At 54.5% G+C, this 12,858-nt stretch carries 13 protein-coding genes; 7 read left to right on the forward strand and 6 right to left on the reverse strand.

Annotated elements, in window-relative coordinates; translation table 11 throughout:
- Positions 1-42: 42 nt before the first annotated feature.
- From AAAH10_RS07465 to AAAH10_RS07475, 3 genes are all read right to left on the reverse strand, one after another.
- Positions 43-378, reverse strand: coding sequence for a DUF2312 domain-containing protein (locus AAAH10_RS07465; RefSeq protein ID WP_343562136.1), 336 nt, complete (start codon positions 376-378; stop codon positions 43-45).
- A 124-nt stretch (positions 379-502) separates the two neighbouring features.
- Entirely contained in the window at positions 503-808 is a 306-nt protein-coding gene (locus tag AAAH10_RS07470) for a DUF1244 domain-containing protein (protein ID WP_343562138.1), read from the reverse strand.
- A 32-nt stretch (positions 809-840) separates the two neighbouring features.
- Positions 841-1,656 (reverse strand): N-formylglutamate amidohydrolase, encoded by an 816-nt coding sequence (locus AAAH10_RS07475; protein ID WP_343562140.1) that lies wholly within the window; start codon positions 1,654-1,656, stop codon positions 841-843.
- A 211-nt stretch (positions 1,657-1,867) separates the two neighbouring features.
- On the opposite strand from AAAH10_RS07475, the gene AAAH10_RS07480 reads away from it, so the two are divergent.
- Positions 1,868-3,154 carry a glycerate kinase type-2 family protein gene (locus AAAH10_RS07480; RefSeq protein WP_343562142.1) on the forward strand — a complete coding sequence of 429 codons (1,287 nt, stop codon included), beginning with the start codon at positions 1,868-1,870 and terminating at the stop codon, positions 3,152-3,154.
- Between the two features lie 46 nt (positions 3,155-3,200).
- Here the strand turns inward: AAAH10_RS07480 and AAAH10_RS07485 are convergent, their stop codons facing one another.
- Positions 3,201-3,923 carry a transporter substrate-binding domain-containing protein gene (locus AAAH10_RS07485; RefSeq protein WP_343562144.1) on the reverse strand — a complete coding sequence of 241 codons (723 nt, stop codon included), beginning with the start codon at positions 3,921-3,923 and terminating at the stop codon, positions 3,201-3,203.
- A gap of 612 nt (positions 3,924-4,535) precedes the next feature.
- On the opposite strand from AAAH10_RS07485, the gene AAAH10_RS07490 reads away from it, so the two are divergent.
- The 3 genes from AAAH10_RS07490 (at position 4,536) to AAAH10_RS07500 (ending at position 7,630) form a co-directional block, all read left to right on the forward strand.
- Positions 4,536-6,125 carry a BCCT family transporter gene (locus tag AAAH10_RS07490; protein ID WP_343562146.1) on the forward strand — a complete coding sequence of 530 codons (1,590 nt, stop codon included), beginning with the start codon at positions 4,536-4,538 and terminating at the stop codon, positions 6,123-6,125.
- A 189-nt stretch (positions 6,126-6,314) separates the two neighbouring features.
- A complete protein-coding gene (locus AAAH10_RS07495; protein WP_343562148.1) occupies positions 6,315-7,298 on the forward strand; it encodes a sodium-dependent bicarbonate transport family permease in 984 nt (327 codons plus the stop codon).
- An 11-nt stretch (positions 7,299-7,309) separates the two neighbouring features.
- On the forward strand, positions 7,310-7,630 hold the full coding sequence (locus AAAH10_RS07500; RefSeq protein WP_343562150.1) for a P-II family nitrogen regulator: 321 nt from the start codon (positions 7,310-7,312) through the stop codon (positions 7,628-7,630).
- A gap of 54 nt (positions 7,631-7,684) precedes the next feature.
- On the opposite strand, the gene fosX is transcribed toward AAAH10_RS07500, so the two are convergent.
- On the reverse strand, positions 7,685-8,101 hold the full coding sequence (gene fosX / locus AAAH10_RS07505; RefSeq protein ID WP_343562152.1) for a FosX/FosE/FosI family fosfomycin resistance hydrolase: 417 nt from the start codon (positions 8,099-8,101) through the stop codon (positions 7,685-7,687).
- Positions 8,102-8,284: 183 nt separating this feature from the next.
- Between fosX and adh the strand changes: the two genes are divergently transcribed.
- From adh to katG, 3 genes are all read left to right on the forward strand, one after another.
- Complete coding sequence (adh, locus tag AAAH10_RS07510) at positions 8,285-9,775, forward strand: aldehyde dehydrogenase (protein WP_343562154.1); 1,491 nt, start codon at positions 8,285-8,287, stop codon at positions 9,773-9,775.
- 84 nt (positions 9,776-9,859) lie between these two features.
- Complete coding sequence (locus AAAH10_RS07515; RefSeq protein WP_343562157.1) at positions 9,860-10,192, forward strand: DUF779 domain-containing protein; 333 nt, start codon at positions 9,860-9,862, stop codon at positions 10,190-10,192.
- A gap of 242 nt (positions 10,193-10,434) precedes the next feature.
- Positions 10,435-12,639 carry a catalase/peroxidase HPI gene (gene katG / locus AAAH10_RS07520; protein WP_442490266.1) on the forward strand — a complete coding sequence of 735 codons (2,205 nt, stop codon included), beginning with the start codon at positions 10,435-10,437 and terminating at the stop codon, positions 12,637-12,639.
- 53 nt (positions 12,640-12,692) lie between these two features.
- Here katG and AAAH10_RS07525 read toward each other — a convergent pair whose 3' ends face one another.
- Positions 12,693-12,854 carry a hypothetical protein gene (locus tag AAAH10_RS07525; protein WP_343562159.1) on the reverse strand — a complete coding sequence of 54 codons (162 nt, stop codon included), beginning with the start codon at positions 12,852-12,854 and terminating at the stop codon, positions 12,693-12,695.
- Positions 12,855-12,858 lie beyond the last annotated feature (4 nt).

Below are 12,858 nucleotides of genomic sequence, written 5' to 3' on the forward strand. Positions count from 1 at the left end.
GTTCGGGCGACTGCGCTTTTCAAACCGTTCAGACAGGACGGATCAGAGCATGCCGATTGCCTGCTTGTAGACTTCAATCAATTCTTCCTGCTCATTGCGCTCGTGGTCTTCCATTTTGCGCATGGCGATGATCTTGCGGATGATCTTGGTGTCAAAGCCAAGAGCCTTTGCTTCGCCATAGACTTCCTTGATGTCATCAGCGATGGCTTTCTTCTCTTCCTCCAGACGCTCGATGCGGTCAATAAAACCGCGCAGACGATCGCCTGCAATACCGCCCACCTCGGAAGAACCGGAAGAGGTTGTGGGCTGAGGAGCAGAAGCTGCCTCGTCAAAGCTTTCGGAAGAGGTTTCGTTGATGTCCTCGTCAAAATCGCTCATCGCTTAAAATCCTGTAATAGGGAATCTGTTAAAAAGGTCTGGCACACCCTACTCATCCGCTGGCGCACAGGCAAGCGAAGTCTCAGCAGGACAGAACAGGATCACACCCTGTCCGGACCGGGTCTCAGTGCTGATGGGATTTTTTGAAGGCTTCTAGCTGCTCCGGAGTGGCTTCCTTCTGGTATTTTTCCTTCCACTCGGAATAGGGCATACCGTAAATCTCCTCACGCGCAGCGTCGTAATCAATCTCGATCCCGCGCTCTTCTGCAGCAGCCTTGTACCACTTGGACAGGCAGTTGCGGCAGAAACCGGAGAGGTTCATCAGATCAATGTTCTGGACGTCCTTGCGCTCGTCAAAGTGTTTGAGCAGACGGCGAAAGGCTGCTGCTTCCAGTTCGGTACGGGTTTGCTTGTCAAGATCCAGCGCCATGGCTTTCACCCTTTCCTTCATTCCTTATGGTGTCACTCGCAGTAGTGACGGACTTCGTTCAATTCCGGATTGTCGACGATTTCCGCGAACACATCCCCCAGGACTGCAGCCCAGTGGCGAATACCCTGCTCGTCGGAGATCAGGTCCTGCCGCACCTCGATCACCATGTTGGCATAGCCGTTTCCGTCGCCATGTACCTCGATCGAGTTGCCGTGGCCATCACGACCATCATAGGGCACATTGTCCCCGCAGAGGATATCACGCTTTTTAAAGGCCTCCATAAAGGGAACAGCCAGACGCGGATCACGGTTCCACAGCGCACAGACCGGCCAGGGCCGCTGCACGCCATCCATCTCGTGGGTCATGGAGTGCATGGAGAGAATGGCAGGCACCTGTCCACGTCCCCGAATGCCGTCCAGAACAGATTTCAGCGCAGCCTGATAGGGATAGTAGAAGGTCTCCATACGGGCCTGCTCCTCGTCCACGCTCAGGTCCCGGTTGCCCGGCACCTCAATCCCGTCACTCACTGGCGGAATCAGCGTGTCATGGTCCAGCTTCCGGTTCGGGTCGACCACAAGACGGGAAAAATGACTGTAGATCGCACAGAAACCGAAACGCTCTGCCAGAATCTCGGTCACGCCTCTGATGCCGATATCATAGGCAATGTGCTTTTGCATGTCTTCGCCTGACATCCCCAGCCCGTTCAGGGAACGCGGTACAAAGTTGGATGCGTGATCACAAAAGAAAACAATGTTCGACGGACTGTCCTGATTGACAATCCTGAAGGGCGCGGGTTCGTCCGCAGCCAGCAAAGACGGCTGCCCGCCTGAAAGCTCTTGCAGTGACATTGTGATCCCCATTCATCCTGCAGATAAAACCTGCCTTTTCACATACGCCTTTATGGCTGCACTCTCAATGGATCATCACGTTTTTTTTCATTTCTGTCTGTTTCATGTCTCTTCCTGAACAAAAACTGCGCCACTAGAGCTTGACGAGCACCGGATATTTTTCCGATAAGCAAGAGGACAAGACACACCAAGCTAGCGAGTTGGGCAGGCCATGGCATCTCCGGAACCAAAAACACTTCTTCGTTCTCTCTTTCAGGCAGGACTGGATGCCGCCAATCCGCGTCTGACCCTTCCCGGTTTCCTGCCCGAACCCGGCAAGGGCCGCACCATTGTGATCGGTGCAGGCAAGGCCGGAGCCTCCATGGCAAAGGCCGTCGAGGAGAACTGGTCCGGAGAACTGGACGGTCTGGTTGTCACACGATATGACCACGATCTTCCCGAAGGCGAGAAGTGCCGGAAAATCGAGGTTGTCGAGGCTTCACACCCTGTCCCGGACGCTGCCGGGCGCGAAGCGGCAGAGCGCATCCTGCAAAAGGTTCAGGGGCTGAACGAGGACGATCTGGTGCTCTGTCTGATTTCCGGCGGCGGTTCTGCCCTGCTGTCCCTGCCTGCCGAGGGCGTTTCACTGGAAGACAAGCAGGCCGTCAACAAGATGCTGCTGAAATCCGGGGCCAACATTGGCGAAATGAACACGGTGCGCAAGCACCTCTCTGCCATCAAGGGCGGACAGCTTGCTGCAGCAGCGGCTCCTGCTCGGGTGGTCAGCCTCCTGATCTCCGACGTTCCCGGCGATGATCCCGATGTGATTGCCTCCGGCCCGACCGTCGCTGACCCGACCACCTTTGATGATGCCAAGGCTGTTATCGCAAAATACGGTATCGAACTCCCAGCCTCCGTTCAGGCTCATTTTGACAAGGCCTCCCCCGAGACACCAAAGCCCGGCGATGCCCGGCTGGCAGGCAATGAAGTCCACATGATCTCCGCACCACAGGCTTCGCTTGAAGCCGCTGCAAAGCTGGCACAGGAAAACGGGGTAACACCTCTGATCCTCGGTGATTCCATCGAGGGAGAATCCCGCGAAGTCGCGAAGGTCATGGCCGCCATGGCCCGTCAGGTCGCCACACACGGCCAGCCGGCCCCGGCCCCTTGCGTTCTTCTGTCAGGTGGAGAAACAACAGTCACAGTACGCGGCAAGGGTCGCGGAGGACGCAATGCCGAGTTCCTGCTGGCTCTGGCTATCGAGCTGGACGGCGCTGCCGATATCCATGCCATCGCAGGCGATACAGACGGCATTGACGGCATTGAGGACAATGCCGGCGCCATGGTCTTCCCGGACAGCCTCGCCCGTGCAGCGGCCAAAGGAACAGATGCAAAGGCTCATCTGGCAAACAACGATGCCTACAGCTTCTTTGAGTCGATCGATGATCTGGTTTTCACAGGCCCGACACTGACCAATGTCAATGATTTCCGTGCCATTCTGGTTCTGCCAAAAGCCTGAGCCTGAAAACCTGCCTGATCAGTCCGGGTCCACAGGGGGTGCTGCTTTATTCCCCTATGATTTCCTTCAGGGCCGCCTCCAGCTTTGGAGCCAGATGCCTGTGACTGTCATGCAGGTAGTGGTAGGTCCGCATCACCGTGATCGGCGGGTAAAGCTTGCGAATGACACTCTTGGGCTCCTTGATGGAGCGCAAGGCTTCCTCGGCCGAGATTTCCGTTCCCAGCGCAATGTCGGCCCGCTTCTCGTCGAGCATCTTGAAAAGCTCGGGTGAGGACGCGGCTTCAGACGCCTGACGCCCCTCCAGGACATTTTCTGACCAGAGTATGCCCCGCTCGTGGATCAGGCTGTATTCATCCAGCACCTTTGTGGAATATTCCTCGATATCCTCACGGTTGGTATAGGCATAGCCCCGAAGCGTCAGAAGCGGAATGTTCACCCTGACCAGATTTTTGTATTTGTTTTCAATGAGGGCAACGCGCAGGGCATCACCATCCACCTGCCCTTTGCTGACGGCCTGCAGCTGCCGTTCTGCCGGGTAGCCGACAAAGGCCACTTCCACCCCGACCTTGCGGTAGGCCTGACGCAGGATTGGCAGCACCTGCCGGTCAAACTCGCTGTGGGCCACAAAGCCGACACGAATGACCTCACTGCATTCGGCAGCTCCCTCAACCTTGTAGAAGCTGTGCAGGCAGTTCGTCTCTCCGGATGGCTCCTCAGTGTTGCTCCCGGCCACCACAACCGGACTGGACAACAGGAAGAACGCAATCATCGAAAGAAAAAATGCAAAAGATCCCCAAAACTCCCCGAGATGAATCTTCTTTGTCTTTAAATCTTCAAGAAGCCTCTCAACCATTTAACCTGCCATTAACGCGGTAATATTAAAGCATAAAAAGTACCCTTTTCTAAATTATTGGGCCTTTCTTTTCATCAGATATCAAGTCTTTTTTAAAAAACGCTACTCACAAATATATCAATACCTTTTGGTATTTCTTTCCCCGAGCCGGGAACTTGCCTTCAAAAGCAGAATGTCGCTCTCGCTCAACGAATGAGTAAAAAGATCAAAATAAACCCACCAATTACATAATATATTTTTTAGAACATCTCTAAATACTGACAAATATCGCCTTTTCGATCATTCCATACCTATTGCGTCAGTTTTTTTACATATAGCGTCAAAATATTCAAAAAGACTCCGGACTCCAATCATCCGCATCAAAACCGATTCAATTGCCCTTTGGCACTGAAAAACAATAATATTTTTTTACGCCTTGCAAAAAACTCGCAAAGCGATGTATGCCATTAGTGCAAAATAAAAAGCAAAAAAAAGATCATCTGTCCTAAACAAATCTAAAAAAAATATCAGGGAAAGCGAGTAAACGTCATGTCTGACTCTGACTCAAAGAAAGTCCTGTACGATACCGACTACGAAGCCGGTCAGGACAATCTTCAACGCTGGGGCATTGATGTCCATAACCCGGTGTTCTGGATTGCTTCCGCTATCGTCATCCTTTTCGTTCTTGGTGTCCTGATTGCACCGGGAGCGTCCAAAGAACTGCTCGACGGTGCCAAATGGTCCGCCATTGGTGCCTTTGACTGGCTCTTCATGCTGGGCGGGAACATTTTTGTTCTCTTCTGTCTGGCTCTGATCGTTCTGCCACACGGCAAGATCCGCCTTGGCGGAGCCGAAGCCAGGCCGGAATTCTCCACCCTGTCCTGGTTTGCCATGCTCTTTGCAGCCGGCATGGGCATTGGTCTGATGTTCTGGTCTGTTGCAGAGCCGACAGCCTATTACACAGGCTGGTACGAAACACCCCTGGGTGTTGAAGCCAACACACCTGAAGCAGCCCAGAAGGCCATGAACGCAACGATGTTCCACTGGGGTCTCCACCCCTGGGCCATCTATGCCGTTGTTGGTCTGTCCCTGGCTTTCTTCAGCTTCAACAAGGGCCTGCCCCTGACCATTCGCTCAGCGTTCTATCCGATCCTCAAGGACCACTCCTGGGGCTTCTTCGGGCACATCGTTGACATCGTTGCCGTTGTCGCAACACTCTTCGGTCTGGCGACATCCCTTGGTTTCGGTGCCCAGCAGGCCTCTGCGGGTCTGGCCTATCTCTTCGACTTCGAAGCAGGCCTGTCCACGCAGATTGCAATCATTGTGGTCGTTACCCTGATTGCCCTGTTCTCTGTTGTTCGCGGTCTGGACGGTGGCGTCAAGATCCTGAGTAACATCAACATGGGTATGGCAACGATCCTGGTTCTCTTCATTTTTGTCGTGGGACCAACAGCTGTCATCATTTCCACAATCGGCACAACCTTTACCGGTTATCTGGGTGACATCGTGTCTCTCAGCAACTGGGTTGACCGCGAAGATGAAGCCTGGATGCAGGGCTGGACAGTCTTCTACTGGGCCTGGTGGATTTCCTGGTCGCCTTTCGTGGGCATGTTCATCGCGCGCATCTCCAAAGGCCGTACTGTTCGTGAATTCATCGTGGCTGTGCTTCTGGTTCCAACGCTGGTTACACTCTTCTGGATGAGCGTTTTCGGTGGCTCTGCCCTGGATCAGATCCAGAACGGTGTTGGCGAGCTGGCAAACGGTCTGGGAGCTGTTGAACTGGCCATGTTCCAGATGCTGGAAAACCTGCCTCTGGCTGTTCTTACCTCCACAATCGGTATTGTTCTGGTTCTGGTCTTCTTCATTACCTCCTCTGACTCCGGCTCTCTCGTTATCGATGCCATCACAGCGGGTGGTAAGGTGGATGCACCTGTAATCCAGCGCATTTTCTGGGTGATCATTGAAGGCATGATTGCTGCAGCCCTGCTCTTCGGTGGTGGTGCTGACGCTCTCGCGGCCCTTCAAGCTGCTGCGATCACGACTGGTCTTCCCTTTACAGTCATTCTGATCGTGATGTGCGTGTGTCTCTTCATGGGTCTCTCCCATGAGAAAACATACGTTGTCAAAAAAGACGATTAATTCGCCTTTTTGACGCTATCAGACTGGGCCCCTGCCGCAAAAGCAGGGGCTCTTTTTTTTGTCCGGATGCAAAAAGGAAAATACCCGAGTAAAAAAGTTTGTCTTTTTTGAAAGCCTCCCTCTTTCAATCAAAGACTTTTACCCCCATAACAGTCTAAACCTTGTGACCCCCGACAAAAGGAATTGGAAATGGACCTTTCGCTTGCCGTTCAGAACCTTGTCTCTCCACCGGTTCTGTTCTTTGCTCTTGGTGTTTTTGCGGCCCTCGTCCGTTCTGAACTTGCCATCCCGCAAGCCGTGGCCAAGGGCATGTCGCTCTATCTGATGCTCGCAATCGGCTTCAAGGGCGGTGTCGCAGCAATCGGACACGGCCTGGGACTGGATCTCCTGCTGGTCATCATTGCCGCAACAGCCCTGAGCTTTGCCATTCCGCTGGTTGCCTTTTTCTTCCTGAAAACCACGACAAAGCTTGATCAGATCAACATGGCTGCCATCGCAGCACACTACGGCTCTATTTCCATTGTCACCTTCATTGCCGCAACAGCTGCGCTGGAACTCTCCGGAATTGAGTATCCGGGCATCATGATTGCCGCGGCTGCCGCCATGGAAGCACCCGCCATTGCAACAGCGCTGTTTCTCGCGCACAGAGGACGCAAGAAGCAGGAGGAACAGGGCGCTCCGGCAGACAACTCCATGCTCTGGCGCGAGGTTGCCCTCAATGCCTCCGTGGTTCTTCTCGTCGGCGCCTTCCTCATTGGAATGGCAACCGGGGAAAAGGGTTACAAGGAAATCTCGCCCTTCATCACCGCACCCTTCAAAGGCGTTCTGTGTCTCTTCCTGCTGGATATGGGACTGGTTGCCGGTCGCGAGCTGCGCCAGGTACGCAAGACCCTGACACCGGCTCTGCTCGGTTTCGGGATTTACATGCCGCCCATCGGTGCTGTGATCGGCGGCCTGACCGGCGCCCTGATCGGACTGGACACCGGCGGCATCATGCTGCTTTCCGTACTGGCAGCATCTGCATCCTACATCGCGGTTCCAGCCGCCATGCGGATCGCCCTGCCGGAAGCCAAACCGTCCCTTTATCTGACGCTTTCCCTTGCCATCACCTTCCCGTTCAATCTTACTATAGGCATTCCCGCCTATATTTCGCTGGCTGAAGCCCTCTCATAAGGACAAGCATCATGAGCTCCATAAAGACCTACCCCAAAAAGCGCCTGTCCATCATTATCGAGACGCCTTTTCTCAAGCGGTTGCGCCATATTCTCGATGAGCTTGAGGTTCCCGGCTACACCGTTCTCCCCGCCCTTGCCGGCAATGGCAAAAGCGGCAGCTGGAACCGGGACACCCAGTCTTCCGATGCCGGAACAATGGTTCAGGTGCTGATTGTACTGGACGAAAGCCTTGTGGAAGAGGTTCTCAAGGCCGTTCACGCGGTTCTGGAACGCCAGATCGGCATTGTGTCACTGTCCGACATCGAGGTCCTCAGACCGGAGCTGTTCTGAGCAGACAGAGAACACAGCAGACTGTTCAGGAAGAGGAGCCACCGCTCCTCTTTTTTATACCTGCAACATCTCCTGACCGTAGCGTCGCAAACGCTCTTCCAGTGTTCCGCTGTGCAGTTCAAAGAGATGATTGTCATCGTCGTAGAAATAGAGCGAACGCCCCTCTCCCTCTACACGGGGCCGTCCTTCACGCAATTCAAGCCCAAGCGCCCGAACCCGCTCCAGACAGGTGTCATAATCCCCGTCTGCAATTTTGAACGCCACATGATTGTAGCTTCTTTCCTTCATTGGCTCCCCTTCCATGACGGCAATCCAGAGTCCTCCGGCATCAAAAAACCGCTCCCTTGAGAGCGAGAAGGTTTTCTCTCCGCTGTCATAGATTTTTCGTGCACCCAGAACAGATGTCAGAATTTTCTCCATTCTGTCGAGATCACCCACAACAAAGGTCATATGGCTCAAACCTTCAATCATCACCCCTCTCCAACGAAAGCAATCCACACAGAACAGGAAACAAATTCACACCAATACATACAATAAAAATCATTCCTGCAAAAATAACCAGAAGTTATCCAATAAATAACACAAGTTTTCGTTGACCCGATTACAAATCATCCCTCACTATTTTACCATGCCAATATCACAGGGAGACGAAAAATGGGTTTTGAATACAAAGCGCGTTACGGAAACTTCATTGGTGGCAAGTTTGTTGAGCCCGTCAATGGACGCTATTTCGAAAATCTTTCCCCCGTCAACGGGAAACCCCTCTGCGAAGTTGCTCGATCAGATGACAAGGATATTGCGTTAGCCCTTGATGCAGCCCACGCAGCAAAGGACAGCTGGGGGAAAACCTCGCAGGCCGAACGGGGCACCATCCTCAATCGCATCGCCCAGGTTATGGAAGACAATCTGGAACTGCTGGCACAGGCCGACACCTGGGACAACGGAAAGCCTATCCGCGAGACAATGGCTGCCGACCTTCCCCTCGCAATTGATCACTTCCGCTATTTCGGCGGCATTGTTCGCGCCCAGGAAGGCTCCATTTCCCCCATTGATGACGACACCATCGCCTATCACTTCAATGAACCACTGGGTGTGGTCGGCCAGATTATTCCCTGGAATTTCCCGCTGCTGATGGCGACCTGGAAAATTGCTCCTGCCCTGGCTGCCGGCAACTGTATTGTCCTCAAGCCGGCAGAACAGACACCTGCCTCGATCATGGTTCTCATGGAGCTGATTGGCGACCTTCTGCCACCCGGCGTTCTCAACGTGGTCAACGGCTTCGGTCTGGAAGCAGGCAAACCCCTGGCAACCAGCAACCGTATTGCCAAACTGGCCTTTACCGGTGAAACCACAACCGGCCGCATGATCATGCAGTATGCCAGCCAGAACATCATCCCCGTCACACTGGAGCTTGGCGGCAAATCCCCCAACATCTTCTTTGAAGACGTGGGGCGCGAGGACGATGATTTCTTTGACAAGGCCATCGAAGGCTTTGTCATGTTTGCCCTCAATCAGGGAGAGGTCTGCACCTGTCCGAGCCGTGCCCTGATCCACGAGAGCCTCTATGACCGCTTTATGGATCGCGCACTCAGCCGTGTGCAGGCTATCGTCCAGGGCAACCCGCTCGATCCGCAGACCATGATCGGCGCCCAGGCTTCATCAGAGCAGCTGGAAAAAATCCTCTCCTATATCGACATTGGTCGTCAGGAAGGTGCCGAGGTCCTGACGGGCGGCAATCAGGCCAGAATGGAAGGCGATCTGGCTGGCGGTTACTACGTTGAGCCGACGGTCTTCAAGGGCAACAACTCCATGCGGATTTTCCAGGAGGAGATCTTTGGTCCCGTTGTTGCCGTGACCACCTTCAGGGATAACGACGAAGCGCTCTCCCTTGCCAATGATACACTCTACGGACTGGGAGCAGGCGTGTGGAGCCGCGATGCGAACACCTGCTATCGCTTCGGGCGCGCCATCCAGGCCGGGCGCGTGTGGACGAACTGCTACCATGCCTATCCGGCTCACGCCTGCTTCGGCGGTTACAAACAGTCAGGCATCGGACGGGAAAACCACCTGAAGATGCTGGATCACTACCAGCAGACCAAAAACATGCTGGTCAGCTACAGCCCGAAAAAACTGGGCTTCTTCTAGGACAGACTTTGGGCAGGGCTTTGACCCTGCCCTTTATTTTATCCCGCTCCTCCCCATCTCTTTCTGTAAGCAAGGGAGTTTGAAATGGAAGAAAAAGTTGTTGCAACCGATGCTGCACTTGAACTGATCCGCGAAATACAGGCCGATCACGGAGAGGTCATGTTCCATCAATCCGGCGGCTGCTGTGATGGTTCCTCCCCCATGTGTTACGAACAGGGCGATTTTCTGATTGGTGATCACGATGTGCTGCTGGGCGAAATTGGCGGCGCTCCGTTCTACATCAGCGAAAGCCAGTACGACGTCTGGAAGCACACCAGACTGATCATTGATGTCGTCCCTGGCCGGGGCGGCATGTTCTCACTGGATAACGGACGTGAAAAGCGCTTCCTGACCCGCTCTGAAATCTGCGCCATCTGAGCTGATCATCCCCGAGCCGTCATCCCGCTGACATCAGCCCCTGACAGGGAGAACCTTTTATCATCAGGACAGGACACTTTCCCCGGGTTTACGGGAAACGAGAAGCCCCGCACAGAAGCAGGGCAAAAAATAATCGATCTTCTGAATTATAATAATCACATAAATCAATTTAGTCGATCAGAAGCCCGATGTTATCTTTAACTCGAAACAAAAAAGCGCAAACTCACTACAGGAGAGATCTAGTGGATAACGGAAACGACAAAGATATCAGCAAGTGCCCTGTCATGGGTCACAAGGCCAATCAGGCAGCGGCATCGACCTCTGCCAACCAGCAATGGTGGCCCAACCGCCTGAACCTGAAAATCCTGAACCTGAACACACCGCAAACCAGCCCCATGGATGACGACTTCGACTATGCGGAAGAGTTCAGCAAGCTGGACCTCGACGAACTGGCCAAGGACGTCGATGCCGTGATGACAGACTCCCAGGACTGGTGGCCTGCCGATTACGGCCACTACGGCCCTTTCTTTATCCGTATGGCCTGGCACTCTGCAGGAACTTACAGAAACTTTGACGGTCGCGGTGGTGCCTCCACGGGCAATCAGCGCTTTGCACCGCTGAACAGCTGGCCGGACAACGTCAACCTCGACAAGGCCCGCCTGCTGCTGTGGCCTGTGAAGCAGAAATACGGCCGTCGCATTTCCTGGGCCGATCTGATGATCTTTGCAGGCAACCGCGCCCTGGAAACCATGGGCTTCAAAACCTTTGGCTTCTCTGGTGGTCGCGAAGACATCTACGAGCCGGAAGACGACATCTACTGGGGTCCGGAAATCGAATGGCTTGCCGATGAGCGCTACAGTGGTGAACGCGATCTCGACAGCCCGCTTGCAGCCGTTCAGATGGGCCTGATCTATGTAAACCCGGAAGGCCCGAACGGTGAGCCGGATGTGATTGCATCGGCACGCGACATCCGCGAAACCTTCGGACGCATGTCCATGAATGACGAGGAAACCGTCGCCCTGATCGCCGGTGGGCACACCTTCGGCAAGGCGCACGGTGCAGGTGATGCCGCGCATGTTGGCGAAGCTCCTGAGGGTTCTTCCCTCGAAGAGCAAAGCCTTGGCTGGAAAAGCACCTACGGCTCCGGCAAAGGCGGAGACACCATCTCCTCCGGCCTTGAAGGCGCATGGACACCAACGCCGATCCAGTGGGACAACAGCTATTTTGAAACGCTCTTTGCCTACGACTGGAATCTCGTCAAGAGCCCGGCTGGTGCACTGCAATGGGTCCCGACAGACCCGAAGGCGGCTGACCTCGTTCCGGATGCCCACGATCCTGCAAAGAAACACGCTCCGATCATGTTCACATCCGATCTGGCGCTGCGCATGGACCCGATCTATGGCCCGATCTCCAGACGCTTCCTGGAAAATCCTGCAGAGTTTGCAGATGCCTTTGCCCGCGCCTGGTTCAAGCTGACACACCGTGATATGGGTCCAAAAGCCCGTCATCTCGGAGCACAGGTTCCTGCAGAAAACCTGATCTGGCAGGACCCGGTTCCCGCCGTTGACCACGAACTGGTGAACGACGCCGATGTTGCAAGCCTGAAAGAAAAACTGCTGGCATCCGGCCTGTCCGTTTCCCAGCTGGTTTCCACGGCATGGGCCTCTGCCTCCACCTTCCGCGGCAGTGACAAGCGTGGTGGTGCGAACGGTGCCCGCATTCGTCTGGCTCCGCAGAACGGTTGGGCTGTCAACGATCCGGAACAGCTCTCCGGCGTACTGAAAACCCTGGAAGGCATCCAGTCCGCGTTCAATGCTGGCGGCAAACAGATTTCCCTGGCCGACCTGATCGTCCTTGGCGGCTCTGCCGGTATTGAGGCCGCAGCGAAAAAAGCCGGTCACGACGTGACGGTTCCCTTCACACCGGGCAGAACGGATGCCACAGAAGCCCAGACAGATGCGGAATCCTTCGCTGTTCTGGAGCCAACTGCTGACGGTTTCCGTAACCACTACAGCAAAGGCCACCGCCGCTCCGCACCTGAACTGATGGTGGATCGCGCTCAGCTTCTGACCCTGACGGCTCCGGAGATGACGGTCCTCGTTGGCGGCCTGCGTGTGCTGGACACAAACACAGGTCAGTCCCAAATGGGCGTCTTCACAGACACCCCCGGGACCCTGACCAACGATTTCTTCCGCAACCTGCTCGACATGAACATCGAGTGGAAGAAATCCGAGCACTGTGACCACTTCTACGAAGCCTTTGACCGCAAGTCCGGTGAAAAGAAATGGAACGGTTCTGCGGTTGATCTTGTCTTCGGTGCGAACTCCGAACTGCGCGCACTCTGCGAGGTTTACGGTTCCGACGATGCCAGCGGAAAATTCATCAATGACTTCATCGCAGCATGGGTCAAGGTGATGGAACTGGATCGCTTCGATCTGCACGGTTAAGAACACAAAAGCTCAGACAAGGGGGGCGGCCGTTCCACGGTCGCCCCCCTTTTTTATTCATGGGCCTCATAAGGCACCACAGAACCGTCAGGCTGCTGCAGATAGATGTTATCGCTGGTGAAGTTGAACCTGTAAATCCCCAGAAGAAGAACAAACAGGACACCCAAACCAAGCGTAATACCCAAAAGTTTCAAACACCGGTAAAATCCGCTCATGGCC

The organism is Carbonatibacter coralli (assembly GCF_039592655.1).
Taxonomy (GTDB): domain Bacteria; phylum Pseudomonadota; class Alphaproteobacteria; order Kiloniellales; family Kiloniellaceae; genus Carbonatibacter; species Carbonatibacter coralli.